At 50.8% G+C, this 26087-nt stretch carries 16 protein-coding genes; 8 read left to right on the top strand and 8 right to left on the bottom strand.

Annotation, left to right across the window (positions count from 1 at the left end):
- Nucleotides 1–32: 32 nt before the first annotated feature.
- Together H6G21_RS11240 and H6G21_RS11235 are read right to left on the bottom strand one after the other, a co-directional pair.
- Nucleotides 33–10094: a DUF4347 domain-containing protein gene (locus tag H6G21_RS11240; RefSeq protein WP_190573496.1), complete on the bottom strand. Its 10062-nt coding sequence runs from the start codon at nucleotides 10092–10094 to the stop codon at nucleotides 33–35.
- Nucleotides 10095–10602: 508 nt separating this feature from the next.
- Nucleotides 10603–11082: an NUDIX domain-containing protein gene (locus tag H6G21_RS11235; RefSeq protein WP_190573495.1), complete on the bottom strand. Its 480-nt coding sequence runs from the start codon at nucleotides 11080–11082 to the stop codon at nucleotides 10603–10605.
- 160 nt (nucleotides 11083–11242) lie between these two features.
- Here H6G21_RS11235 and H6G21_RS11230 point away from each other — a divergent pair, with 160 nt between their 5' ends.
- On the top strand, nucleotides 11243–11848 hold the full coding sequence (locus tag H6G21_RS11230; RefSeq protein ID WP_190573494.1) for a hypothetical protein: 606 nt from the start codon (nucleotides 11243–11245) through the stop codon (nucleotides 11846–11848).
- A gap of 246 nt (nucleotides 11849–12094) precedes the next feature.
- Here the strand turns inward: H6G21_RS11230 and H6G21_RS11225 are convergent, their stop codons facing one another.
- Nucleotides 12095–12439 (bottom strand): DMT family protein, encoded by a 345-nt coding sequence (locus tag H6G21_RS11225; protein WP_190573493.1) that lies wholly within the window; start codon nucleotides 12437–12439, stop codon nucleotides 12095–12097.
- Nucleotides 12440–12521: 82 nt separating this feature from the next.
- Between H6G21_RS11225 and H6G21_RS11220 the strand changes: the two genes are divergently transcribed.
- From H6G21_RS11220 to H6G21_RS11210, 3 genes are all read left to right on the top strand, one after another.
- Entirely contained in the window at nucleotides 12522–13247 is a 726-nt protein-coding gene (locus H6G21_RS11220; protein ID WP_190573492.1) for a helix-turn-helix domain-containing protein, read from the top strand.
- A gap of 237 nt (nucleotides 13248–13484) precedes the next feature.
- Nucleotides 13485–13985 (top strand): ferredoxin, encoded by a 501-nt coding sequence (locus H6G21_RS11215; protein WP_347278009.1) that lies wholly within the window; start codon nucleotides 13485–13487, stop codon nucleotides 13983–13985.
- A 413-nt stretch (nucleotides 13986–14398) separates the two neighbouring features.
- Nucleotides 14399–15049, top strand: a complete 651-nt coding sequence (locus tag H6G21_RS11210; protein ID WP_190573491.1) for a response regulator transcription factor — start codon at nucleotides 14399–14401, stop codon at nucleotides 15047–15049.
- 190 nt (nucleotides 15050–15239) lie between these two features.
- Here the strand turns inward: H6G21_RS11210 and H6G21_RS11205 are convergent, their stop codons facing one another.
- Nucleotides 15240–15767, bottom strand: coding sequence for a universal stress protein (locus H6G21_RS11205; RefSeq protein ID WP_190573490.1), 528 nt, complete (start codon nucleotides 15765–15767; stop codon nucleotides 15240–15242).
- A gap of 167 nt (nucleotides 15768–15934) precedes the next feature.
- Nucleotides 15935–17335 (bottom strand): hypothetical protein, encoded by a 1401-nt coding sequence (locus tag H6G21_RS11200; RefSeq protein ID WP_190573489.1) that lies wholly within the window; start codon nucleotides 17333–17335, stop codon nucleotides 15935–15937.
- Between the two features lie 175 nt (nucleotides 17336–17510).
- On the opposite strand from H6G21_RS11200, the gene purD reads away from it, so the two are divergent.
- From purD to atpC, 3 genes are all read left to right on the top strand, one after another.
- A complete protein-coding gene (purD, locus tag H6G21_RS11195) occupies nucleotides 17511–18806 on the top strand; it encodes a phosphoribosylamine--glycine ligase (RefSeq protein WP_190573488.1) in 1296 nt (431 codons plus the stop codon).
- A 239-nt stretch (nucleotides 18807–19045) separates the two neighbouring features.
- The gene (atpD, locus tag H6G21_RS11190; protein ID WP_190573487.1) at nucleotides 19046–20497 is read left to right on the top strand and encodes a F0F1 ATP synthase subunit beta; all 1452 of its coding nucleotides are present in this window, start codon (nucleotides 19046–19048) and stop codon (nucleotides 20495–20497) included.
- Nucleotides 20498–20614: 117 nt separating this feature from the next.
- Entirely contained in the window at nucleotides 20615–21025 is a 411-nt protein-coding gene (atpC, locus tag H6G21_RS11185; protein ID WP_190573486.1) for an ATP synthase F1 subunit epsilon, read from the top strand.
- A 305-nt stretch (nucleotides 21026–21330) separates the two neighbouring features.
- On the opposite strand, the gene H6G21_RS11180 is transcribed toward atpC, so the two are convergent.
- Entirely contained in the window at nucleotides 21331–23535 is a 2205-nt protein-coding gene (locus tag H6G21_RS11180) for a DEAD/DEAH box helicase (RefSeq protein WP_190573485.1), read from the bottom strand.
- 126 nt (nucleotides 23536–23661) lie between these two features.
- On the opposite strand from H6G21_RS11180, the gene H6G21_RS11175 reads away from it, so the two are divergent.
- Nucleotides 23662–24135: a tellurite resistance TerB family protein gene (locus tag H6G21_RS11175; protein WP_199307157.1), complete on the top strand. Its 474-nt coding sequence runs from the start codon at nucleotides 23662–23664 to the stop codon at nucleotides 24133–24135.
- Nucleotides 24136–24483: 348 nt separating this feature from the next.
- Here H6G21_RS11175 and tsf read toward each other — a convergent pair whose 3' ends face one another.
- On the bottom strand, nucleotides 24484–25146 hold the full coding sequence (gene tsf / locus H6G21_RS11170; protein ID WP_190573484.1) for a translation elongation factor Ts: 663 nt from the start codon (nucleotides 25144–25146) through the stop codon (nucleotides 24484–24486).
- Between the two features lie 160 nt (nucleotides 25147–25306).
- Nucleotides 25307–26080, bottom strand: a complete 774-nt coding sequence (gene rpsB / locus H6G21_RS11165) for a 30S ribosomal protein S2 (protein ID WP_190573483.1) — start codon at nucleotides 26078–26080, stop codon at nucleotides 25307–25309.
- Between the last annotated feature and the right edge of the window lie 7 nt (nucleotides 26081–26087).

Below are 26087 nucleotides of genomic sequence, written 5' to 3'. Positions count from 1 at the left end.
GAAAACTAGCAAACTTGCAAGCCACCTGAGATCTAATTGGGATACTGCATCAGCAATTCCCCGTCTAAAGCTAAGGTGTTGCGATTCGCGGCAATTTCTTGGAAATATTGCAATAGGTGGGGGCTTAAGAGTAATTGCAACTTGGGTCGAATGTAGGGCGTAATCGCGGTGACATCATCGGGGCTGGGATTGGCATAGTAGCGAATCAGGTTATCGCTATCACTTCCCCCATCCACAAAATCAATGCCGCGACCTGCAAACAGATAATCATAATTTTCCTGACCGTAGAGCCAATCAAAGAACTGCTCACCCAGCATGACATCCGTACCACTGCCGCCAAACATTTGGTCTTGGCCAAATCCACTATCGAGATTACGATTTTGCGTGTCATAGGCGTGGGGCAGCTTACCAAAGAAATTGTGACCTTCCTCTGTGACATCCAAATCACCGCCTTGAATCTGGATTCCCAGGCTGACCTGTCCATTCAGGATAGGTAGACGAATGGATGCATTATCCCCAATCATGACATCATTGCCATTACCACCATTCATCATGGTATTCCCAGCTACTAACTGATTGCTACGGTTACGATTTGCGTAATCAATGCCGTAGGTGCGGTTATGTAATTCCCGAATCCAGACATTCTCAATATCTGCAATGAGGGTATTCAAACTGCTACGGAATTTGACAACCTGATCCGCAGTGGTAGGAGTTTGCGTGACGATCGGGCTAATTAAGTTGGCATAGCCACCAATCATAAAGTCATGACCATCATCACCCTGAATATTGTCATTATTCAAATACCAGTCAAATTCTTGGAAGGTAGGTCGTACTGCTTTATTCACAGGACGATAGCCATAACGCCAGAAATCACCAAAGTTGTAATCAAAGTTATTCAACAACGGCGCAAACATCATGGCATCGCCGCCAAAAATAGAATCATCTCCATTGCCACCGCGAATCACATCATTTTTCCAGGACAGCGTGGTATTCGGTAAGGCGCTAGGAACATTCAATAACTTGGCATTCAAGCTAGTTCCTAACTGACCAAGTACCTGTTTGAGGGCATTAACAGTGCTGCCTAACGTTGCAATTTGACTGGGCGATCGAACTAGGAAGGGACTGTAGAGCGTCAAGTCATCCCCGTAGATTAAATCGCGATCGCTGCCGCCGAAGATTTGATCGTTGGCCATGCTCAGAGTCTGTTTCGGTTGCCCATTCCGTAGCGTCAGTTCCAGATCGTGCAGATCGTAGGTGACATGGTGCATGAGCGTGTCTAGGTCATCCAAGTTGTTATCAACCTCGGCATTACCTGTGCGTAGGGGTAGGAAGCTGGCGTAGTTATCCCCAATCAACGTATTGTTACCACTCACATCACTCAAGCGATCGTTGCCTGATAGCAAATCTAAGTGATGGGTCAAGTTGGGGATGAGGGAAATTAAGGGTCGCCAGGTTTTGCCATTACGCATTAAGGGTGAGATCGGGGCTTGGGGGGCGGTGTCAAACGTAATCGGTTCCGTCAAACTTACGGTAGTCAGAAGCCCATCATTGGTTTGGGGGTGCAGACTCAGGTTGGGAATGACGATCGTGCCAAATTCACCCAACTCAAAGTTCAAGCCAGTTCCTTGTTGAATTAGATGAATGCCTCGGAAGACGGTGGGTAATTCCCGATTAAAGGGTGCAATGTTCGTTGCATTATCACCCACGATGAAGTCATCACCGGAACCACCCTCGATCGTGTCATCACCGGCATTCCCTTCAGCGTAGTCATTCCCTTCCCCCCCAAACATCGAATCATTCCCCCGCTGTCCAAAGAGGCTATCGTCCCCTGTCCCTCCATCAAGATAATCATGCCCATCATCGAAGAAGCTGAGGGCCTGCACTTGACTGTCTACCCCCCCCTGTCCGTTGGCAGCAGTGAAGAGCAGACTATCGATATTGGCATCCTGGAAGGCACTATTGGGGATGGCATTAAGATTGTAGCTATCGACTAAATTGGCTACATCCAGCAGCAGCGCATCCCGATGCCAGGACTGATTACGATTTAAGCGTGGGGTACCATCGGGATTGTAGTCCCGCAGAATAATGCCCGTATCGCCCAGAGCAAAATCTTGACCCGATCGACCCAGCAGAAAATCATTGCCCAGTTGCCCAATTAATTCATCATCGCCCTTACCCCCATCAATCCAATCATTGCCCCGTTGTCCTTGCAAAATATCATCGCCTGCACTGCCGCGTAGAGTATCGTTACCGCCAACCCGATCGACATCGTCAAAGCGAATCACATCGCGAATCGTATCGGCAAAGGGGGCCGGGTATTTCTGCCAACTGCCGTTTGCGAGAGGTCGCCGGGTAATTTGGCCGTTATCACCCAACACAACATCCGAATTCGCGCCTCCATCGACCTGATCGTCACCATCGGCTCCTCCGCGCACATTATGGCCCCCGAGAATATCATCCTCACCGGAACCACCGTAGATAATATCCTGTCCCTGTTGTCCTAGGATGGTGTCATCTCCTTGGTTTCCAAAGAGAATGTCGTTGCCGCCGCCTTGGTTAGCTGCGGTGTCGATCGAGACGTAATTACGATCGCGCAGTAGGGCGGGGTAGAATTTGCCATGGTCACCCAGAATGAGATCTGCCGAAGTAGAATCAAAGACCTTTTCATCGGCATGGGGCAGAAACCATCCCTGCTTCAAGTTGGCACCCTCTAGCTGCCAGAAAGCGGTTAATCCTAATGCTTGATGCCGCCAGACTACATCTGCTTGGCCATCCCCTGTATAGTCACTTAGACTAGCAATCTGCCAACTGAGCGCCGGAGCATTATTAAATACTTGGCCTCCGATAAGGTTAACCCCATTCATTTGCCAAATTACTGCTCCACCAGATATTCTGTGCCGCCAGAGCCAATCTGTTTTACCATCCTTGTTGAAGTCTGCAAAGCCCGCAATCATCCAATTGGAGTCCGTAACATGGGTGAAAACATTACTATTAATCACCTTGTCCCTATCCATTGCCCAAATTACAACCAGGTTGGCTGCGGTATGTCGCCATACCAAATCAGCTTTACCATCATTGGTGACATCAGCGATTTTTTCCACTTGCCAACTAGCATCTGGTGCATAGGCTAGGGTGAATCCATTGACTCGTTGGAAATTTTGGATTTGCCAAAGCACCATAGGGCCAGTGATATGTCGCCAAACAAAATAGGGAGTTCCATTACCCGCTAGATCAGCAATGCTTAATAACTGCCAGTTACTGTCGGGTGAATTATTAAACCAGTAACCGGAATCGTAGGTAATGCCATTCATTTTCCAGGCAACTAGAGTACCGTTGCTGTGCCGCCAAAGAATGTCTTTTTTGCCATCACCATTGAGATCAAAGATGCCTGCCACTTGCCAACTTAAATCGTTAACATCTGGTAGGGGAACGGCTTCCGAGAATTTGCCATCTCGGGTTACCCAGAGCAGATTTTGCCCGGTGATTTGATTACGCCAGAGGAGATCGTTTGCGCCGTCTCCGTTCAAATCAGCATTACCCACGACTTGCCATTCTTCATCCAGGGTATCTAGTCCTTCGTCTCCATAGATGCGATCGCTGCCGGTGCCACCTAGGAGATTATCGCTGCCCCGATCGCCGAAGATTAAATCATTGCCGCCCAAGGTGGGATGGGTGGTGGTGACGAAATCTAAGGTGTCGAGATTACTATCAGCGGCAACTTTGTCATCGCCAGCATAGGCGTAATCGAGTTTTCCGTGATCGCCTAGAATCGTGTCATTGCCATGATTGCCTCGGAGGTAATCGGCTTCTGCACCACCTAAAATAATGTCATTGCCATCATCGCCAAAAATATTATCTTGGCCGCCGATCGTGGGATCGGTGGTTTCAATCAAACGGATTTTGCCATTGCTATAGGTAATGCGACCGTTATCACCCAGGAGGATGTCATCGCCTCCATTGCCGTTAATCGTATCGTTCTGCGCACCGCCGAGGGCAATGTCTCGATCGTCGTTGCCTTGAATGACATCATTGCCACCAAATTCGGGGTCGATCGTGGCAATTAAATCTAAGGTTTCTGGGTTGTTATCGAGGGCGTATTCCAGAGTGCCGTTATCGCCCAGTAGGATATCTTCGCCTGCGTTGCCCTGGAGATCGTCATTTCCAAATCCACCTAGTACCCGATCGTTGCCTGCGGAACCTTTGATGCGATCGTTGCCACCGATTTGGCCATCGGTGGTTGTGATTTGGGTAATGAACTGATTGCTATCCAAGGTGATTTTGCCATTATCACCTAGCAAAATGTCATTCCCGTTATTGCCGTCGATCGTGTCATCATTTGCGCCCCCAAAGGCGATATCATCACCATCGTTACCGAAAATGGTATCTTTACCGCCTAAACTGGGGTCGATCGATCGAATCACATCCAACGTTTCTAGATCTTCATCCAGACTGAAGTCAACGACACCCTGATCGCCTAGCAAAATATCATTGCCTGCATCGCCGGAAATCGTATCGTCCCCGGCACCACCCAGCGCAATATCACGACCTTCATTGCCATTAATGATGTCGTTGCCGCCATTGCTGGGGAAGAGCGTTTCAATTTTTTCGACTTCGTTATTGCTGTTACGAGTAATGCGCCCCCCATCACCTAGCAAGATATCGTCGCCGAGTCCTCCCAAAATTGTATCGCCGAGTTGTCCCGCAATATCACCGCCTCCAGAACCGCCCAAGATGATGTCATCGCCCGCACCTCCTGAGATTTGGTCACGACCGCCAAAGGTGGGATCGGTGGAAACAATATCATTGGCAGTATTGGGGTTAGCAGTATTACCGTAGACAATGCCGTTGTCACCTAGCAGAATATCTGAAGCCTCATCAGCACCGCCATCCATTTGGTCGTTGCCGCTGCCCCCGATGATGATATCCGATTGATTGCCACCGTTGATAACATCATTACCGCCAAATTCTGGATTGGTTGATCGGGTTTGGGTAACGATTCCGTTATTGATTAGAATTTCGCCGTTGTCACCCAAAATGATGTCTTGACCGCTGCTGCCGTCAAGGTTGATTTCGTTTCCAGCTCCCCCAATGATCCAATCTTTACCATTACTGCCTTCGACAATGTCGTTGCCGCCAACGCTTGGCTCTGTGCTGGCTAGGCGGGTTGGACTCCCGTTCGTCAGTTCAATTACACCGTAGTCAGCCAAGATGCGATCGTCGTTTTCGCCGCCGCTGATCGTGTCATTGCCGCCACCGCCGAAGAGGGGATCGGCACCTAAATTACCGACGATCCGATCGTTGCCTTCTGCTTCGCCTAGAATACTTTGGGCTTTGGTCAGGGTGGCTGCAAAGTAATCCAGCACTTTAAAGCCCAAGCGGCTATTTAAATCATCGCCAATGCCGATAAAGGTCAATAAACCGTAGTCGCCAAACAGCCAATTGACGATCGCGCTACTGTCAAGATTAGTAATCACCCGCGCCGCTGGGTTGGCATTGTCTGTAATGGTGGCGTTGCCCCCGGCGATCGCGTCATCACCCCCACCACCGAAGATGTAATCGACGCCATCGCTGGCATTGGCAATCTGACTGCCGCCAATGATGCGATCGTTGCCGCCGCCGCCCAGTAAAATATCGCTGCCTGCGCGACCTTCAATCAGATCATCGCCCCCTTGATCGTTAAACAGTAGGTCAATACGATCGACTTGACCATCATTGCGGCGAACTACCCGACCGTTATCGCCCAGAATAATGTCATTCCCTGTACTGCCGAAGAGACGATCGCCTCCTAGACCAGGGGCATCCAAACCGCCGGAACCGCCCACAATGACATCACTGATTTGCGCTTGAATCTCGTCACGTCCGCCGTTGGCCGGATTGGTGGACGCAACTTCAGTGATAAACAAATCGGACTTACGTCGCAGCACGGCCCCATTATCGCCAAAGAGAAGATTGGCGGCTCCAACTTCGCTGTAAGTTTCGTCACTGCCAAATAGCCGATCGTCCCCGGTTCCACCCAGCAAGACATCCCGTCCTAAGCCACCGAAGAGGCGATCGTTTCCACCATTGGTCGTGTCGATCGATTCGACTCGTTCCGTAGAACCATTGACGCTAACGATTTGAGCACTATCGCCAAAAAGTAAATCATCACCTAATTGACCGTAGAGATCATCGTTGCCTGAACCACCAAAAAGCATATCGTTACCATTGCCTGCACCCAGGGTGACAGTGTTGGTCGTACGATTAACACTTCCTTCATCCCCCAGTACCCAATCTCGATCGGCTCCACCATCCGCTAGATCATTGCCCAATCCACCAATCAAGACATCATCGCCGGATTGCCCGTAGAGTTCATCATCACCTGCTTGCCCGTAGAGTTCGTCATTGCCACTACCGCCGAAGAGCTTATCATTGCCGCCACTGCCCGGTGTGAGTGTGACGGTTTCCGTTGCCCGATCGACGCTGCCTAAATCACCCAATAGGAAATCCCGATCGGCTCCCCCATCCAGCCAATCATCGCCTTCCTGTCCGTAGAGGATATCGACACCTGCTTGACCAAACAAGACATCATTGCCTGTTTCACCGTAGAAGGTATCGTTGCCACCACCGGCGGAGAGATTGACTTGAATCAATAAACCTGGTTTGTTTTTCACAACCACATTGTCGAGCACTGGGCCACCGGGGGGAAGCGAAGGGGAATCCGTGCTGTTGACAATGACGATTTCTCCCTCATCTAAGATGTAATCATTGCCTGCTCCACCGTAGGCCGTATCATCGCCTTGCCCCGCTTCGATAATGTCGGTGCCATCATTGCCGTAGAGTGTATCGTTCCCGTCCCCACCTTTGATGCGATCGTTGCCATCGCCGCCGTAGACGGTATCGTTGCCTTTGCCCGCCTCAAGGTAATCGTCGCCTTGATTACCTTCTAGAGTGTCGTTGCCATCATTAGCGTAGAGACGATCGTCTCCTTCGCCGCCGAGCATTGTATCGTTGCCGGTGCCCCCAAATAGCTTATCGTTGCCCGCTTCCCCAAACAGTTGGGAATCCCCCGATCGAGCGGTTAATTCGTCGTTCCCAGCCCCACCATGGAGAATGGCAGCGGCTCCTCCTGCGAAAATCTTGTCATTGCCAAATTCACTGCGGCCTGGGTTGCGTGCTGGATTAAAGTCGCCCCACAGTTCTGCTGGAATTGCTACATCCTCAGCGATGTCGATTACATCATCTCCAGCGCCTCCCTCTGCGTAAATCTTAGCGACGGTACTAGCGTCAAATTCCTGGGTATAGCCAAAGGCTGTGACGAGTAATTTACTGCCATCCGCCGATCGGGTTACTTTAAACGTTTCGTTCGCATCATCTAGATTGCCTGCCAGCCGAGCCGCTGCATTAGGCCCCATGTTGAGTCGCAGGACGTTAGCGCCTAAGGTCGGATCGAATTCTGCTAAGACAGGATTAGGAGCAAGTTTTGAGGTGTCTGTATCAAAGTCAAGGAGGGTGGCAGTGGCAATGTCAAAGGAATCCTGCCAGCCAACAAAACCGACAAAGGGTAAGTCAACGCCGACTTTAATGTAGGCATTTAACCCCGCAGTCAACTTACCCGATGCGGTGAAAATCCCAAGGGGGCCATTCGCTGCGAAGTTTTTGCCTAATTCATCGAGGCGAATTTTGCCGTCAGCATAGGGTACGGAATTGCCTGTGGCAGGATCGCGATCGCGCAGGTCGAGGTTCACTGTGGCAAATAGTCCGCCGCCCACGCCAGCCGCTGCAACGATGACATTAATTTCCCCAGATGCCTGAACGCTGGCATTAATCTTGACTTCGGGGATATCAGGGCCGTTGCCATCGGGGGATGCGGTATCACTGATGTAGAAACCGTTGAAAATCAAACTGGGGTCGATCGATCCGCCGTCCAACGCTGTAGCAAATTGTTTGAAGCCTTCGGTGTCGTAGCCAAAGTTAAAGTCGGCCTGGAAGTCAAAACTGCCACTTAAGCGTACGCCCAAGGGGCCGAGGATGGGGAAAAATTGACTAACGTTAAAGTTGGTGCCTAGGGCCGGTAAGTCTAAGGTAAAGAGCGAAACGTTCCGACCTAGAAGTAACCCCAAGGCAGTGGTTGGATTTTGCAATAACGGAAAGGCTAGGCCCCCGCTGAAGTTCGCGTTGCTAGTACTGCTCTTAAAGTTGTTTAGAATATTGCGAGTTGCATTATCAACACCGGGTAACAGATTCGTTAAGTCATCGACCAAGCTCGCGTTATTTAAATTGAGACTATTCAGTAAACCTGCTGTGCGCAAATCCGCTGTGGGACTGTCGTTTAACCGCAGATTACCTAGGGGAATATAGACATCCCCCACGCCCGTGGGAATGCTGTTAATAAATTGCGCAATTTGAGTGACCGCACTGAGGAATTTTGCAGCACTTTCATTGCCGCTAGACTTGCCGACGAATTCTAATAGCGTGACGGTGCCATTCCCATCCAAATCATAAATATCCCGCAGTGGCCCAATATCTGATAGGACGGGCATACGGGTATTCAGAACATCAAAAACCGGCTGAATCGGTTTTAAAACTTTTTGAATTTCTGAAAAGATGGGATTAACAAATTCACTAAAAAACTCACCCAGATTCAAACGCGCATTATTAAAAGCTGCGGTGGGGAGGAGATTGAGATTATTGGGATCAAAGGCCCAATCAATATTCAAATCCGCTTTCAAAGAAGGGAACGCCGCAGAACCACCAAAGCTCGTGGTTAGCCCTAAGTTCAGATCCGCATTGGCTTGGAGTTTGGAGCTGAGTAGTTGGGTTGCGCTGAGTCCGGCGAGTTCGCTGGCGGTGAGGCGTCCGTCGCTGTTGGGATCGCGCAGGTCAACCTGAAACTGTCCCGCAAAATTGGTGGCGTTGCCTTGGCTATCTTGCCCAGCCACATTGACTTGCAAAAAGCCTAGTCGTCCGGTGGCGCTGAGTCCCGGTGTGGTGACCGTTAAGCCGATCGCGAGTTCATTCAGCGCACTGGTATCAACAAAAAATTCACTGCTAGTTAAATCAACGCCAAACTTAAGCGGCAAGGTATACCCTAATTGAGTATTGATATTGCCGCTGCTGCCAACACTCAGCCCGATCGCATCTAAGCCCAGATCAAAGTCCAGGTTAGAATTCACCACTCGACTCAGATCTAAGTTAAAGACAACCTGGCTCGCATTTTCAGTCACCGTAACGCCGCTGGGTAGGTAGGGCGCTAAAGCAGTCGCGATCGTGCTGCGGATATCTTCGCTATCTAAATCAGCCACAGGAATCGCTTCTAGCGTGGCCCAGGCGGTTGCTAAATCGTTCTTCAGCGTTTGGAAAAATTTTGCGGTACTGGCTAATTGACTGCCAACCAGGGGTAAGCGTTGGGCAAAGGCGATCGTATCAATTCCCGTTTGCGCCAGTGCTAGAAAATCATTAACCCCAGCTTTAAAGCTGTTATATTCTGCTGTACTAATCGGTGTAAGCAGCGTGTTTTGATACTGCGTTAGGGTGGTTGATTGAAAGGCGAGGTTGGTCGCGATCGCACCTGTGTTAACTTCTAGGGTCCAATCACCCCCTAGGTCGGAATTCCCCGTGAGGTTATTAGAAGCCGCAATATCTGCCCCTGTTAGGGTTGCCCATTGTTGCACAAAGGTGGTTCCCAAATCCCCTTGGGCTACATCACAGCCATAGAGGAAGATATCGGCATCTTCGGTTAAATGTGTCGCCCACTGATGCAGGCGATCGGCGTAGAGTCCGAGGGTATCGCCGCTCAGATCCGCATTCCCCAGTTTGAGCCTGCCAACATTGCCGTGGGAAACAATATGAATGGCAGCAACGTCACTCAATCCAGCGAGAACCTGGCTAATCTGATCAATCCCGTTCTGCTGGGGATCAATAAAGTATGCAGAACTTCCCGCATTCAGTCCCGTCAGAAGTTGCTGGTAGTTTTCCACCCCCCCATCGATAAAAACGAGCGATCGCCCAGTCGTCGCCCCAGAGAATGGGGGTAGGTCTAGGGGACTGGTCGATAGGGACAAATGATCGGTCAACGGCGCGATCGCCGAAGCCGCAGCAAAAAAATCAGGATTCATAGCACATGTTCCGTTGGAAGAGAAACCAGGGTTCTAAGCACAAGAGGCAAGCAGACACCGAAAAACGATGGGAAGACAAATCGCCTGCTTCTTTCACAAGCAAGCAAGGGTGACATCCTGATGAGTACGCAAATTTTTGTTCAGTGAATGACTCAGGTTTCTCTAACCTCAGTAAAATTCCGGACAAATGATGGTGCCAGAGACAAATCTCTAAAAACCGTGGTCTTTCTTTGAAGGAAGTTTAAAGTTCTACGGGGAGCCCTTGTCTGGGACAATATCTTGCATTTTTGGGCAGCCGCAACCCGAGGCTTGACCTCCACCTTTCACCTTTAAGCATTGACAGCATAAAATTGCTCCAAGTTATTTTTTTCTTCCTTGGAGCCAGTCTTACTTGTTTAAAATAAGCCTTACTTTTCTAAAACAAGTCTTACTTTTCTAAAACAAGCCTTACCTTTCTAGAGCAAGCCTTACCTTTCTAGAGCAAGTGTTACTTTTTCTGATTCAAGAATCATCGAATCCAAGGACCTTCTGTTGCATTTTCTAGACTGTCAAATGCATCTTCAATACGTTGTCGTTGGTGATCCATGACATCCATCGATCGAATCTCCGATCGCGTGTAATAGCCATAGGCGTTGGTTTCATCGCTCAACCCCAATTCACCGCCCACCTGTTTAACTTCAAAATTCAACGCCACAATCTGGCAGCGGTTACCACTGGCATATTCAATCAAATAATTGGGATCACTATACACGCCTAAGAAGCGCACAATTTCCACTAACAGCCCTGTTTCCTCCACCATTTCCCGCAGGCAGGCTTCCGCTACGGATTCCCCCGGATCAACCCGCCCTCCCGGCAAACACCAGCGATCGTTATCCGTGCGCCGCGTCATCAAGATCCGTTGGCCATCGGGGTCGAATAAAACCGCTGAACACCCCAACGTAATTTGACCTGTCTTGCCAATTCGATCGCCCTGAATAACCTTTGCCATAAATCCTCCAGCATGAGTTTGGTGACTGTACAGAGTTTAGTGACTGTACAGAGTTTAGTGACTGTACAGAGTTCTATTGTTTGCAAATTTGCAAATGGTATTACAATAATCCCATTTGGAACAGAAGAACTATTCATTAACCCTCAAGCAGGCACTAAACATGCGTTTGGGCAAAGTCGTCAAATCCAACTCCCACTGCGATTACATCGTCCAAGTCGATGATGAAACCGAATTTCTCGATGCGCCCAAGGCCGATGACTATGGATTTGGCACCTTTGTCAAGCTGGAAGAAAGCCACGGTCGGCACTGGGCAGTGGGTTTAGTGTACAACTCCCAATTGCTCAATCCCAACTTCAACAACCTCGGCCCCCGCCTCACTAGCGAACCTGACCCCGTTTTTGCGCCCGATCTGATTACTGAGACGCGCACCTTATTGTGGACAGTTCTCATTGGTAGCTTGGTCTCCACAACGACGCCCGCCTATGGGCTGCAAGGGATTCCCCGCGTTGTCGTTCCCGTGGATACCCCCGTCGTCAAAATGACGCACGATGAAATCCATCAATTTCACCTGGACCCCCAAGGCCGATCGCAGTTCACTTACTACAGTCATCTACTACAGGCGGGGGGCACCTTTGCGAAACAACTAACGTACCAAGTACTGACTGAACTGATCAAAGCCCAAATGTTTACAGGCCCTGAGGAACGGGCCCTGATTGTATTGTCCAAAGACTTGGCATGGCGAAATACCGTTGCGGCGATGCGTTAGCCGAACCCGCGATCGTTCCGGTCATCAAAGAACAGAGAGCCCATAAAAAACCTCCCAGGCCGGGAGCTTGGGAGGTCAAATTTGTCAGGGTGCATCTACCATTCCCCTATACCGCAGCCATCCAATTCAATCAGGAAAAAACTGAGACAAAATCATCCAATAGGGCTGCAAATCTGTTGTAAGTGATATTTTCTCCCCGAGTTCTTCACGCATGGTCTAATTCGATCGGTAGAGATCGTAATTTCCTCATCGCGTCTGGTTCTCGCTAAAAATCAGGTAGGCGGCTCCAGCTAATAGCATCGCGGCCACCATGTAATTGCGGGTAATGGGAACTTTCATATAGATCACACTGAATCCAGCAAAGATGACCATCGTGATAATTTCCTGGAGCACTTTGAGCTGCGGCAGACTGAAATAAGCATTGCCAAGCCGATTTGCAGGAACCTGAAAGCAATACTCAAAAAACGCGATCGCCCAACTCACCCCGATCGCGACCCAGAGAGGCGCAGTTTTGAGATCCTTTAAATGCCCGTACCAGGCAAAGGTCATAAACACATTGGAAATCATCAACAACACGATCGGCTGCAACATACCGCTTCCTCAACAAACGTTTACCCTATGATCGATCGTCCGTATGGGATATTTAAAACTGGGGTCGTGCTCAAGGTAAACTATGTCGTTCCATCCATCGGTCAACCCATCGTCCCATCCATCCGTTAGCCAGTCTTCTAGCGCTCCATCTACCCCCTCACCGCATCCCACCCAGTCACCGGAATACACAGCGCGTTTACAAGCGTTGATGCAGGCTCAAGGCATTCCCAGTTTTCGCAACCTCAGTCAGCGGGCAGGCATTTCGGAAAAAGCGATTACCCGTCTACGGCGCGGTCATCTTCCGCTGATGAAAATTAGGACATTAACCCGGTTAGCTAGTGCTTTAGAGATCTCGATCGAAGCGCTATTCCAGCAGTTTTCCCAGGAACCGACCGCACCGCCAGCCCATCATTTACCGCCCTCCAACAATCTGCAAGGGGAATACGATCGACTCGTGCAGCAGTTACAGCAACAACGGGAACAACTGTGGCAAGAATTTCAGCAAACCAGTCTACAAACGCTGGAACCTTGGTTATTGCAATGGTCTGCTGCTGTTCATGCCGCCCAGAAAAATCCCCAATTACCTGCTGTTAATTTGATTCCCCTAGTACGCCCGGTGGAAACGCTGCTTCAACAGTGGGGACTTCTCCCCATCGGAACGGTAGGGGACGAAATTCCGTTTGATCCGCACCAACATCAATTAATGGCAGGGAGCGCCAATCCAGGTGATCAGGTACGGATCCGATATTCTGGCTATCGGCAGGGAGAAAAATTGCTCTATCGGGCAAAGGTCAGTCCGATCGAATAATCTCCATCGAAATCATCCCCGCTGAATCATCTCAACCATTACTCAATCATCAAATTGTATGCGTCCTAATCTTAAACTCCAGAATCCCTAATCCTAGAACGTGGGGAATGGCCACTAATCTCTATCTGTAAAGGCTATCCTTAAGTAAGCATTCCGCAGGTGTTGTCTTCCGTGTGCTGTGCCTCCCGTGTGCTGTGCCTCCCGTGTGCTGTGTCTCCCGTGTATTGCCTAAACTAGATGTCTCAAGAGAATTCCTTAGACGCTTGTATTCGCACCCTTGGTTTACGCACCATCGAGCGTCACCTTCTCATCTGTGCAGATCAAACCAAACCCCTGTGCTGTAGCCAGGAAGTGGGATTAGAAGCTTGGAACTATCTCAAGCGACGCCTCAGCGAATTGAAGCTAGATCAACCTCAACCCGATCGGCCCACCTGTATCTTTCGTACGAAAGCCAACTGTTTACGAGTGTGTCAACAAGGCCCCATCCTCGTGGTGTATCCTGAGGGGGTGTGGTACCGATGTGCAACACCTGAGGTCATTGAACAGATTATTCAGCAGCATCTCATTGGTGGGCAAGTTGTCCAAGAGTATGCTTTTTTGGAGCATCCCTTAACCCCGAGACCCCAGAAGCTTAGCACTCAGAACCTCAGCACTCAGAACCTTAACACTCAGAACCTCAGTACTCAGACCAGCCAGGAAGCGAGTCTCCAGTCTCCTGACTCACAAGCAGCGCCCTAGGGCATTTCCTAAACTCTGTACCCTGTGCTCGGAACTTACTCGGAACTTGCTCGGAACTTGCTCGGAACTTACATTGTGAGCGTCCTTCAGTTCCTGGAACCTCAACTCACAATCTTCAAGCTTTCCAAGGTAACTTTTTTAGGGGGTCGTATACAATGTCACTAAGTAAAATGGCACTCAGTGAACCGATCGAGAACCCGGTGCAAAATAATCCGAAGGTTCCTGCCTTCAACCGATAGTTTTGCAGTTCATTTGGGAATATTCACTGTATCCACCCAGCATGGCAGAAATCAATGAATCTTGCATCCGTAATCTCCTACGGCAGGTTCATTAACGATGGGCAGGTTCCTTGGGTTCCACCCAGCACCGATTAACGAGTTCACCTTATCGACATCCAGGCAATACGAGTCAATATGAAGGAAGCTACTAACATCATCCCAAAAAAGTTACTCCTCATTGACGATGACCCTAACCTCATCTTGTTGGTTAAGGACTACCTGGAGTTTCGTGGCTATGAGGTGATTACCGCTGAGAACGGTCGAGAGGCCCTAGAGGTTTTAGAAGGGCACACACCGGACATGATTATTTGCGATGTCATGATGCCCGAGATGGATGGATATTCGCTCGTGAGTGCCATTCGCAATGATCCCAAAACTAACTGGATTCCTGTTCTCTTTCTCTCCGCCAAGGGCCAAAGCCAAGACCGCGTTAAAGGGTTAAACATTGGGGCGGATGTCTATATGGTCAAGCCCTTTGAGCCAGAAGAATTGGTGGCTCAAGTGGAATCGTCCCTCAAACAAGCATCCCGACTGATCCAACACAAGGAGTCCAAAGGTGGAGACGGGTCTCCCAAGATTCAAGTGCCCTTTGATGTGGAACTGACGCCGACTGAACTGCGGGTCGTTCAATTTGTCGCTCGGGGGCGTGCTAATCGCGAAATTGCTGAAGAAATGAACGTCAGCCAACGGACGATCGAAAGTCACGTTAGCAATATGCTAGGCAAAACGGGCTTACACAACCGGACTGAACTCGCACGGTGGGCCTTGGAAAATAATATGGCATAAGATCCTGCCTATCGATCGTGGGCAGCGGGTCTCTATCTTGTATGAGAAGTCTCGTTGCCACGATCGCCCATGTATTCCACCCATGTATCCCGTCCATATATCTCAATGAAAAAATTAAGGGAAGGTAGCTTTTCAGCCACCTTCCCTTAATTTGTTAGGAATCACACTTTAGGGAATCACACGCTGGTCATCACACGACTGGCGATTCCTGTATTATGGGTTGCTCATGTGCACAAATAGTGGAACCCTGCACCGTCAGAATCGAACAGGGCGCATGGTGGAGGACATAATTGCTAACACTCCCCAACAGCAACTCGGTGAAGCCTTTGCGCCCTCGACGCCCCACCAAAATCAAATCTGCATTCCAAAATCGGGCCTGCTGACAAATCACTTGTCCCGGATCGCCGACTGCCTGGGAAAATTCCGTCGGAACCCCGGCCTCCGTCGCTTGGTCGCAGAGCGATCGCAACCAATTCAAGCTTTCTGCCTGCATTTCTTCCCAATGGGCCAGATAGCTTTTGATCACTTCATCATGGAGCGTGGAATAGATCCCGTCCACCCCAGGATAAAACGGTGCACTATACCCCTCTTCAAAGACGCTGGCAACATGCAACAGCATCAGGGCTGCCCCCATCGATCGCGCTAATGTCAGGGCTTCATGAAAAATTGCTGAGCTACTGTCAGAACGATCTAACGCGACAAGAATCCGCCGAAACATAGTCCTCTAGCCTTCCTGAGGCAGCGAAACAACGAAAAACTGTTACACAACCGCTGTGTAATCTAGCGTTGACTGAAGATTTACCTTCAGTGTAATCAGACACAATCGCAATAGGCGGAGTTTGACATGTTTTGAGATGTTTCCTGACCCGCAGCCTCGATCGCTGACTAGGACGCTTTTGGTTTCCCTTCGATCGCAGGCGGCATGGGTGTCGGCGCTACTTGAGGCGCTACTTGAGGCGCTATTTGAGGTGCTACTTTGGGGCCACTCGATGGACTATCCAAGGGTTGGCCTTGCGAGTTCGAAGGTTTCTGCGCTTTCTCAATGCGTTGGGTGAAATATTCAGGCCGTAGTTGCAACACTTGGGCAAATTGCAAGCCTTGCTGGAATGCCGCGATCGCTCCCTGCGTGTCTTTCTGCAAAAGTCGTAACTGACCGAGCTGATCCGCCGCATTCATGGAGAGATACAGATCATTGATCGTCTGCCCATAATCCACCAGAAAGTCATACACCTGTACTGCGGCATCAATGCGATCGTGACGACGATAGAGAAGACCTAGTTTCTGTAATGCATCTCCACCATAGGAAGACTGAGTAATCGCTTGGGACAGGGTATAAGCCGCTTGGTAATTTTGCTCCGCTTTTTCAACGTTTTTCGCGGCGTCATAGTTTTCCGCCAACCGCAAGGTCAAGGCTGGCAGAACTTCTGGCTGATCTTGATAGATTTGCAGCAGGGCTTCCAGATAGGGCACGGCTTGTTCTGGTTGTTTTGCCTGCTCATGCACATAGGTTAGTTGGATCAGGTAGAGTACCTCACTGGTGAGATCCTGGTTTTGACGGGCGATCGCTAGTAAATCCCGATAGGTTTGCGCCGCATTGGGATAGCGAAACCAGTTGAGATGCAGTAACCCAATTTCGTTGAGGGCATTAAATTCCTCCAGCGCATTCTTCCGTTGTCGGGCTTGGGCCAACTTCGGCTCGTACACACTCAAAGCCAAATCCGGCGATCGAATTAATTGATAGGCGAGTCCCAGCAGTTCTATCAGTTCGGCGCGATCGGTGGGAATAGGGGGCTTCTGAATTTCGGCCTGGATTTGCTGCAAGCGTTGGCTAATGTAGCGAACTTCCTGGGTCTGGCTCTGCTGCCACGCCGTTTCCCCCACACGGCCCAGGGCAATCACCTCTTCCCGATAGCCCAGCGCCCGTCGCAAGCGCAACTCCCGATTCCAAAGGTCAAAGGCTTCCTGGGGTTTCCCTTCTTGGAGCTTGGCCATTCCTTGCAGCGATAGTGCATCTAAGGCTGTCCGCAGGCGATCGCGCTCTGCCGCAGATAGGGGTTGTTTACCTTTTGGCAAGAGAGGATCGGGTTCTTGGATTTCCAAGGGATTCGGGGGAAATCGATCTTCCTGGGGCTTGGGGGGAGAAGCTTGGGTTTTCGGCGGCGTTTTAATCTGCGGGCCAAGCACTCGGGTTGGGAGTTGGGCTGAACTGGGTAAGGCGATCGCGAATAGTCCCAGTGCGATCCCCGCCAATCCACTGGTCACACCTCTGGGGATCCCGCCTTGCATCCTGCTGTGCTGCTGCCATCGACTCATCACGATCGTCCTCATCTCACCACCCAGAATGGTATTGTTGATCCTTGGGTTATAGTCAAAAGTTTTATAGTCAAAAGTTCCCGCAAGTGGGCAAATCGACTCGACATCTACCCCAGCTCTGGATTCTATCAAGTTGAGTGAGGCTGCTGTGAAAGTTTTGGTGGTTGGCAATGGTGGGCGCGAACACGCGATCGCTTGGAAACTGGTGCAGTCGGACAATGTGGAGGTCACCTGCGTTCCGGGGAATGGCGGCACAGCAACCCTGCCCCAATGCCGCAATATGGAAATGACCCAAAACGACTTTGAGGGCATTACTCGGTTCTGTTTGGTCAATAACGTTAAGTTAGTGGTGATTGGGCCAGAAGCTCCTTTAGCGGAAGGCATTACCGACTATATGCGGGGCAAAGGGCTGAAAGTCTTCGGCCCCACCCGTGCCGGAGCGCAAATTGAATCCAGCAAAGCTTGGGCCAAGGCGTTGATGGTAGAAGCAGGTATTCCCACGGCCAAATCCGCTGTGTTTGACAATGCCGCCGATGCTAAGGCCTATGTGGAAGCGGAGGGAGCCCCGATCGTCATCAAAGCCGATGGCCTCGCTGCTGGGAAAGGCGTGACCGTCGCAGAAACCGTTGGCCAAGCCCTCACCGCGATCGATGCCTGCTTCAGCGGTCAATTTGGCGACGCTGGTAAGCAGGTGGTAATCGAAGAATGCCTCTTCGGTCAGGAAGCCTCTGTCCTAGCCATTACCGACGGCAACACTATCCGCCCCTTACTGCCAGCCCAGGATCACAAACGCATCGGCGAAGGGGACACCGGAGAAAACACCGGCGGCATGGGAGTCTACGCCCCCGCTCCGATCGTCACCCCGGAGTTGATGGAACGAGTCCAACGGGAAATCCTGGAACCGACGATCGCAACCCTGAAGCAACGGGGCATTGACTACTGTGGCATTCTCTACGCGGGGTTAATGATCACCCCGGAGGGCGACCCCAAAGTCATCGAATTTAACTGTCGCTTCGGCGATCCAGAAACCCAAGCCGTCCTGCCCCTCCTGGACATGCCCCTGGAAAAACTCATGCTCGCCTGCGTCAATGGGGAGCTGGAAGATGTCGATCCCCTCCGCTGGAAACCTCAAGTATCCGCCTGCGTCGTTGCAGCCTCCGGTGGCTATCCCGGCAAGTACAAAAAAGACTATCCCATCACTGGCATTTCCGATGCCGAAGGCTGGGGAGCCACGGTCTTTCATGCGGGAACCTACCGGAAGAAAACGGGCCTCGTCACCGATGGTGGGCGCGTCCTAGGGGTCACCGCCCTTGGAGATACCTTCGATGCGGCCTTTGCCAAAGCCTACCAGGCCCTAGGGGAAATCCAGTTCCAGGGGATGTACTACCGTCGAGACATCGGCCATCAGGTGCGATCGGCGATCGATCTCAGCAGCGAACCCTAGGATCCCCAGTTCCACCGCGATCCCAGCCTCAGCAGTCTCCACTAAGCAAAATTTCCTACGGACTTTAGAACTTCTTAATCATCCGTAACCCTTCAGTGGTAATCTGGGATTTGGCAATTTAGCCTGCTTGAAAGTGATCTCAAATACGACTAGCCCTGACTGCTGGGATCCTAGTCGGGATAGCTTTCAGAGCACATTCGTTTTTGAAGTAAGCTGAATACCTACAGTAGGGCGTAAGCATGGTCACCACAGCAGCAAGTATTGGCTACATTACACAAGTCATCGGTCCGGTTATTGACATTAAGTTCCCCGCCGGCAAATTGCCCGCTATTTATAACGCCCTCAATATCAGAGGAACGAACAGCGCAGGTCAAGAAGTCTCTGTAACCTGTGAAGTTCAACAGCTTTTGGGCGATAGCCAAGTCCGTGCAGTGGGCATGAGCAGCACTGAAGGTTTGGTCCGTGGGATGGAAGTGTTAGACACCGGAGCTCCCATCAGCGTCCCCGTGGGAACTGCAACCCTAGGTCGCATCTTCAACGTGCTCGGTGAGCCCGTGGATGAAAAAGGCGATGTGGATGTCTCCAAGACGATGCCCATCCACCGTCCCGCACCTAAGCTGACGGAACTGGAAACTAAGCCTTCCGTTTTTGAAACCGGGATTAAGGTCGTTGACCTGCTGACCCCCTATCGTCGGGGTGGCAAGATCGGTCTGTTCGGCGGTGCTGGCGTGGGCAAGACCGTGATCATGATGGAACTGATCAACAACATCGCAACCAAGCACGGTGGGGTGTCGGTGTTTGCCGGTGTGGGTGAGCGGACCCGTGAAGGGAATGACCTTTACAACGAAATGATTGAGTCCGGCGTAATCAACCCTGACAAGCCGGAAGAATCCAAAATTGCACTCGTCTACGGTCAGATGAATGAACCACCGGGGGCACGGATGCGCGTGGCTCTGTCGGGTCTGACCATGGCTGAGTACTTCCGTGATGTCAACAAGCAAGACGTATTGCTGTTCGTTGACAACATCTTCCGTTTCGTACAAGCCGGTTCTGAAGTATCCGCACTGCTGGGTCGGATGCCCTCCGCTGTGGGTTATCAGCCCACCCTGGGGACGGACGTAGGTGACCTGCAAGAGCGGATTACCTCAACCACCGAGGGTTCCATCACTTCCATCCAAGCGGTTTACGTACCGGCGGATGACTTGACTGACCCCGCACCGGCAACCACCTTTGCCCACTTGGATGGAACGACGGTATTGTCCCGGGGCTTGGCCGCTAAGGGAATTTACCCCGCTGTGGATCCCCTGGATTCCACTTCTACGATGTTGCAACCCGCGATCGTAGGGGCTGACCACTACGACACCGCTCGGGCTGTGCAATCCACCCTGCAACGGTACAAAGAACTGCAAGACATCATTGCAATTCTGGGTCTGGACGAACTGTCTGAAGAAGACCGTCTGACGGTATACCGTGCCCGTAAGATTGAGCGTTTCCTGTCCCAGCCCTTCTTCGTGGCTGAAGTGTTTACCGGTGCACCTGGTAAGTATGTGACGCTGCCCAAGACGATCGAAGGCTTCAAGCGGATTCTGGCGGGTGAATTGGATGACCTGCCGGAGCAAGCCTTCTACATGGTCGGCGACATTGACGAAGCGATCGCTAAAGGCGCGAAGCTGAAGGCTGAAGGCAAGTAGTCAGTGATTCGAGTCTAGGGGTGAGCTAAACGGCCTGTCCTCAGCTCGCCCCTAGCTCCTGAGCCAATCCTGGCAATCCTTTGGAGAACGACTTGAAGAACTGCTCGGAGAACTGCCATGTCTTTAACTGTTCGTGTGATTGCACCCGATAAAACTGTCTGGGATGCAACGGCTGAAGAAGTGATTCTGCCCAGCACAACCGGCCAGTTGGGAATCTTGACCGGCCACGCACCCCTGTTAACCGCATTGGAAACTGGGGTAATGCGGGTTCGGGCAGACAAAAACTGGACCCCGATCGCCTTGATGGGTGGCTTTGCTGAAGTTGAAAGCAACGAAGTCACGGTTCTGGTGAATGGTGCAGAACGCGGGGCGGATATTAATCTGGATGAAGCCCGCAAAGCCTTTGGGGAAGCGGAAGTTCGCTATAACAAGGCTCAAAGTGGCACCGATCGCCAAGAATTGCTTCAGGCAAGCCAAGCATTTAAGCGGGCGCGCGCGCGCGTTCAAGCTGCGGGTGGAAACGCCTAAATTTGCTTTGTTCGCTTTGCCCTACAGAGGTTGTGATTTGCTGAATTAACGAAGGGAAGTTCCTGTTTGGAGCTTCTCTTTTTTAATGGAAATTTGGTCACGTTAACAGGCCGTGAGTTCGATCAATTCGTGGTGCAGTTCGATCGTCAGGGCTGCTGCGCAGCGAAGATCGGGGACCTTCTCCCCACCCCCCTGCGATGTCAGGGGACTCTACTCCCCCGACACCCAAGTGAATTCTCCGTCCCAGCACAGGAGATTTGTGAGGGACAATTTGGCTTGTCGAACGCACGTTAACAGGAATTCGGTCAAGCCAAGGCAGGAAATCCGTGGGCGATGGCAGATTTTAAATCTTCGATCGCTAACCCATCGGCAGCAAAGGCTTTGCGCAGAAATTCATCGGGAATATAGGCATCATATTTCTGAATTTTTGGAGCTTCTTCTGCTTCCATGAGTTCCTCCGCTGATAAGGGCCGTTCTCCCAGGGCTTGAATTTCATAGCGTAGATTCTCGATCGGGCATTTCCCTAAATTCACCACTAAAAAATAGGGCGATCGACCCTTCACCCCTTTGATATTCAACAAAGGCCGACAGTACAGCCGCAGAAATCGTTCCAGTGTGCGAAATGCCTTGGTCCCGATCCAGGGAAAAATACAGGCATAGCCCTCTTCGAGTAACACGATCGGACTGTTTAAAATTCCGTGACTACGGGCAAACTGTCGTGCCGTCTGAAGTCGTGCTTGGGCGCTGGGGTGCAGGTAGGGATAAACCGTATCCTCTTGCAATACCTGCCGCATCCGTTGCAACACCCTTGTATGGATATCGCCCGTGGTGCCCCGCCAAGAGCTGGCATTCGCGGCTTGCTGGGTGGGCCGCACTTTAATGGCCTTGCGTTGGCTATCCACCTGCAGCACCTCCCACACCTGACCCGCTAGGGAGATGCGATCGCCTTCACTGGGCGGCACCATAATCGAACCGACAATTTTTTGATTGCACTTGATGATGTATTCTTCGTTGTCTGCAAAGATGGCGTAGAACTTAAAATTCCGGGCAATTTTCTCACCCTTCAACCCAATAATTAAGGTCTTCGTTTCTGTCACCTCAATATGCTCTAACTCAATCCAGTGGCGCAACAAATCACGATAATCGGCCTGAGTAATCTTCTGGAAGGGGGGCAAGGGTAAAACCTGCTGGGCAAGGATGGCCGGAGTTAATTCACCCAGGGAGGCCAAGGTACTCATGGTTTGGTGATAGAGCAAACTATAGGGATACTGCACAAACTGCGGTGGCTCAATCCACTGTTCTTCTAGATAGAGTTGAATAATCGCGATCGCTTGCAGCAGTTGCCAAGGCAGTTGTTCCGGTAGGGTTTCTTCCCCCGTGGGTTTCTCCTCCGCACAAACGAAGCGCATTTCCGCCACGCCTCCCCGCCGTCCCGATCGTCCCAATCGTTGCAAAAAGCTGGCCACCGATGAGGGCGATTCCAGTTGAATCACCCGATCGAGTTGTCCCAAATCAATCCCCATTTCAAACGTCACCGTAGCGGCAGTAACAGCGGGTCGATCGGGTTCTCGCATGGCCGCCTCTGCTACCTGACGCAAATCAGCGGAAATGCTGCCGTGGTGCACGTGGTAAATGTCCGGATAGCCCTTGGCTTGGGCAATCGAGCGAATCCCCGCGATCGCCTCTTCCGTCGCCGTGCGCCCATTGGCAAAAATCAAACATTTTTTACCCAAACTCTGGTTCAACAAATGTAAATGGTAGGGATTAAACGCCTGATCCCGCGTGTCTTCCTTGGCCCGTACCACCAGCCCTGGATCATAGAAATGTTCTAGGGACAGTTGAATTTTACGATCGGCCCCAGCCATTTTCGGCGTGACGACCCGGCGCTGGGTGCCTGCTGCCATCCAACGTTCAGCCAAATCGTAATCACCCAGGGTAGCAGATAAACCAATGCGACGCGCTTCGTTACGGGTTAACTGCGCTAATCGAGTCAGTTGACAAAGAATTTGATCCCCGCGATCGCTCCCGATAAAGGCATGGACTTCATCAATGACAACGAATTGTAATTCACCTAATAATCGCTGGAGATCGCTGGCTTTATTGACCAACAAACTTTCTAGTGATTCCGGCGTAATTTGTAAAATGCCTTGGGGGTGGCGCAAGACCTGAGCCTTTTTGCTTTGTGTGACATCCCCATGCCACATGTGAACTGGGATGTCCGCAAATTGCAGCAAATCATTCAGCCGTTCAAATTGATCGTTGATCAACGCTTTAATTGGGCCGATATACAATGCGCCGATCGATGCTGACGGGCGTTCATACAATCGCGTCAGAACGGGTAAAAAAGCCGCTTCTGTCTTGCCTGCAGCGGTTCCTGCCGCAACCAACAGGTGATCTTCCGTATCAAAAACCACCCGGCAAGCCTCCGCCTGAATTGGACGTAAATCCGCCCAACCCTGCTGGTAGATATATTCCTGGATAAAAGGAGCAAGACGCGATTTCATACTCATCTAATTCCGCCAAATGACTGAACCCATCGTTGGCGCGTTCACTCTAGCAGACTTCCGGGCAGTCTGACTAAAGAAAAAGATGATCGAGAAATGCTACAGTCCCCCCTGCCATCAGGAGATCGGTGTATGGTTCTGTTCGATGTGCCTTGCAGTTCACCCAATTCCACCGTCATAGCCTGCCCGATCACGGCACGACCCATCGCCTTAAGTCCTGCGGAGGCCTTTGCAGCCATTACGATCGTGGCCATTTCTTCCGATGGCTATCTAGCGGATGAAGAGATTGATACCATCACTGCAAGCCTTGCTCGAATGCACTTGTTCCGCAATACTCCTACGGAAACCATGCGCCACATGTATGACAAATTATTCGGCATTATGCGGCAAGACGGTATTTCTATATTGCTACAAGCTGCGAAGGAGTCATTGCCCTGTGAACTGCGGGAAGCCGCTTTTGCCGTTGCAACGGACTTGGTACTGTCCGACGGCATCATGACGCAAGACGAGCAAGGATTTCTCAATGATTTATGCCGCATTCTGGAAATCTCCCAGACAACTGCACTCAAAATCGTTGAAGTGATGATGATTAAAAGTCGGGGTTAAATCTACTAAATGATGAGGTTGCCCATTCTGGCAAATAGAATGACTGCAAGATGATCGGCCTCATGTCGTTGGCTATAAGCTTGGTTAAATCCCACGGGAGTGTTGAATACAATACTCCCGTTTTTTCGTCGCTATTTTTCATCCAAAACAACGCAAATCTTGTAGGACACAAATGTTGTAGGACGCAAATCTTACAACGAAAAAAGGCAGGTTTCAGTCAGAAACCCACCTACTACTTCTCTCAAATTACTGAAGCTCTCAAACTGAGGTTCTCATGTTGTGACTAGCTAGGATAATGGGACTCAGCAAAATTACAACTGAAATCACAATCACCACTGAAATCACAGCTTACGCTTGACCTGATATTTGAGCGGCTACTTCTGCTGCAAAGTCGGTTTGCTCAATTTCAATGCCCTCACCCAGGACAAAGCGCACAAAGCGACGCACTTGGATGTTTTCACCCAGGGCTGCCACCTGTTGCTTCACCAATTCGGCAACGGTGATATTTTGATCCTTGATGTAGGGCTGATCCAGCAGGCACAGTTCCTTCAAACGCTTCTCTAAACGACCCTTAACGATCATTTCGCGCTTATCGGCAGGCTTGTTCGCCAGATCTTCCTTGCCCATTTCCACAGCTTTTTCCTTCTCGATGAAGTCGGCGGGAACGTCTTCCACCTTCACGTACTCCACGTTGGGGCAAGCCGCGATTTGCATCGCAATGTTGGTGACCAACTCTTTGAAGGCTTCGTTACGCGCCACGAAGTCAGTTTGGCAGTTGACTTCTACCAGCACACCAATCCGACCACCGGTGTGGATGTACTGACCCACCAGTCCTTCAGCTGCCACTTTGCCAGCTTTCTTCTCAGCGGATGCAATGCCCTTCTTACGCAGCCAATCAATGGACTTCTCCATGTCGCCGTCGTTTTCTTTCAGAGCTTTTTTGCAGTCCATCATGCCTGCGCCCGTTTTTTCGCGCAGTTCCTTTACTGCCTGTGCGGAAATTTCAGCCATTTTTTTATTCCTGAATCTGCGTCAATGATTGATTATGCGGTTGGAGACGCGATCGATCGCGTCTCCTCAAATACAGTGCTACGGACTCGAAACTAGGCGAACTGGAATTTGACTAGACGATCGAGAACACGTATACGATCACGCGATCGCAGGAGAAGGTTTATTCTTCGCCGCCTTCTTCACTCGCTTCTTCGTAATCGTCTTCGTACTCTGCGCCTTCGTAATCTTCGTAGTCTTCCTCGGCGTTAACTTGACCATGGCGACCTTCATAGATCGCATCTGCCAAACGACCCACAATCAGCTTGATGGAGCGAATCGCATCATCGTTTGCAGGGATAGGCACATCCACCGTATCGGGATCACAGTTGGTATCCAGCAGCGCCACGATCGGAATATTCAGCTTTTGGCACTCTTGCACTGCGTTATATTCCCGACGTTGATCCACCATGATCACCACATCGGGGATCTTCCGCATGTTCTTGATACCGCCGAGGTACTTTTGCAGTTTATCCAACTCCCGACGGAGAACCGCTGCTTCCTTCTTAGGCCGCAGATCCAGTGCTCCCGTTTCTTCCAGACGCTCCAGTTCCTTCAGGCGATCGACCCGGGTTTTGATGGTTGTCCAGTTGGTCAGCATTCCACCGAGCCAGCGCTGGTTCACATAGTAAGCTCCGCAACGGGCCGCTTCTTGGGCCACAATGCCAGCAGCTTGACGCTTAGTGCCCACAAACAGAAACTTTTTGCCCTGCTCAGAAGCCGTCCGCACAAAGTTGTACGCGCCATCCATCAACTCAGCGGTTTGCACCAAGTCGATAATGTGCACACCATTACGCGAGGTAAAGATGTACGGCTTCATTTTGGGGTTCCAACGACGGGTTTGGTGACCGAAGTGAACTCCAGATTCCAACAGTTGAGCCAAAGATACAACTGGCATTAAATTT

Origin of the sequence: Alkalinema sp. FACHB-956, assembly GCF_014697025.1 — a bacterium.
GTDB lineage: Bacteria > Cyanobacteriota > Cyanobacteriia > Leptolyngbyales > Leptolyngbyaceae > Alkalinema.
This window is presented reverse-complemented; position numbering and strand designations above follow the sequence as displayed.

Bases quoted from the DNA above. Each gene is read 5' to 3' on its own strand.
- H6G21_RS11240 (WP_190573496.1), bottom strand. From the start codon at position 10,094: ATGAATCCTGATTTTTTTGCTGCGGCTTCGGCGATCGCGCCGTTGACC.
- H6G21_RS11235 (WP_190573495.1), bottom strand. From the start codon at position 11,082: ATGGCAAAGGTTATTCAGGGCGATCGAATTGGCAAGACAGGTCAAATT.
- H6G21_RS11230 (WP_190573494.1), top strand. From the start codon at position 11,243: ATGCGTTTGGGCAAAGTCGTCAAATCCAACTCCCACTGCGATTACATC.
- H6G21_RS11225 (WP_190573493.1), bottom strand. From the start codon at position 12,439: ATGTTGCAGCCGATCGTGTTGTTGATGATTTCCAATGTGTTTATGACC.
- H6G21_RS11220 (WP_190573492.1), top strand. From the start codon at position 12,522: ATGTCGTTCCATCCATCGGTCAACCCATCGTCCCATCCATCCGTTAGC.
- H6G21_RS11215 (WP_347278009.1), top strand. From the start codon at position 13,485: ATGTCTCAAGAGAATTCCTTAGACGCTTGTATTCGCACCCTTGGTTTA.
- H6G21_RS11210 (WP_190573491.1), top strand. From the start codon at position 14,399: ATGAAGGAAGCTACTAACATCATCCCAAAAAAGTTACTCCTCATTGAC.
- H6G21_RS11205 (WP_190573490.1), bottom strand. From the start codon at position 15,767: ATGTTTCGGCGGATTCTTGTCGCGTTAGATCGTTCTGACAGTAGCTCA.
- H6G21_RS11200 (WP_190573489.1), bottom strand. From the start codon at position 17,335: ATGCAAGGCGGGATCCCCAGAGGTGTGACCAGTGGATTGGCGGGGATC.
- atpD (WP_190573487.1), top strand. From the start codon at position 19,046: ATGGTCACCACAGCAGCAAGTATTGGCTACATTACACAAGTCATCGGT.
- atpC (WP_190573486.1), top strand. From the start codon at position 20,615: ATGTCTTTAACTGTTCGTGTGATTGCACCCGATAAAACTGTCTGGGAT.
- H6G21_RS11180 (WP_190573485.1), bottom strand. From the start codon at position 23,535: ATGAGTATGAAATCGCGTCTTGCTCCTTTTATCCAGGAATATATCTAC.
- H6G21_RS11175 (WP_199307157.1), top strand. From the start codon at position 23,662: ATGGTTCTGTTCGATGTGCCTTGCAGTTCACCCAATTCCACCGTCATA.
- tsf (WP_190573484.1), bottom strand. From the start codon at position 25,146: ATGGCTGAAATTTCCGCACAGGCAGTAAAGGAACTGCGCGAAAAAACG.
- rpsB (WP_190573483.1), bottom strand. From the start codon at position 26,080: ATGCCAGTTGTATCTTTGGCTCAACTGTTGGAATCTGGAGTTCACTTC.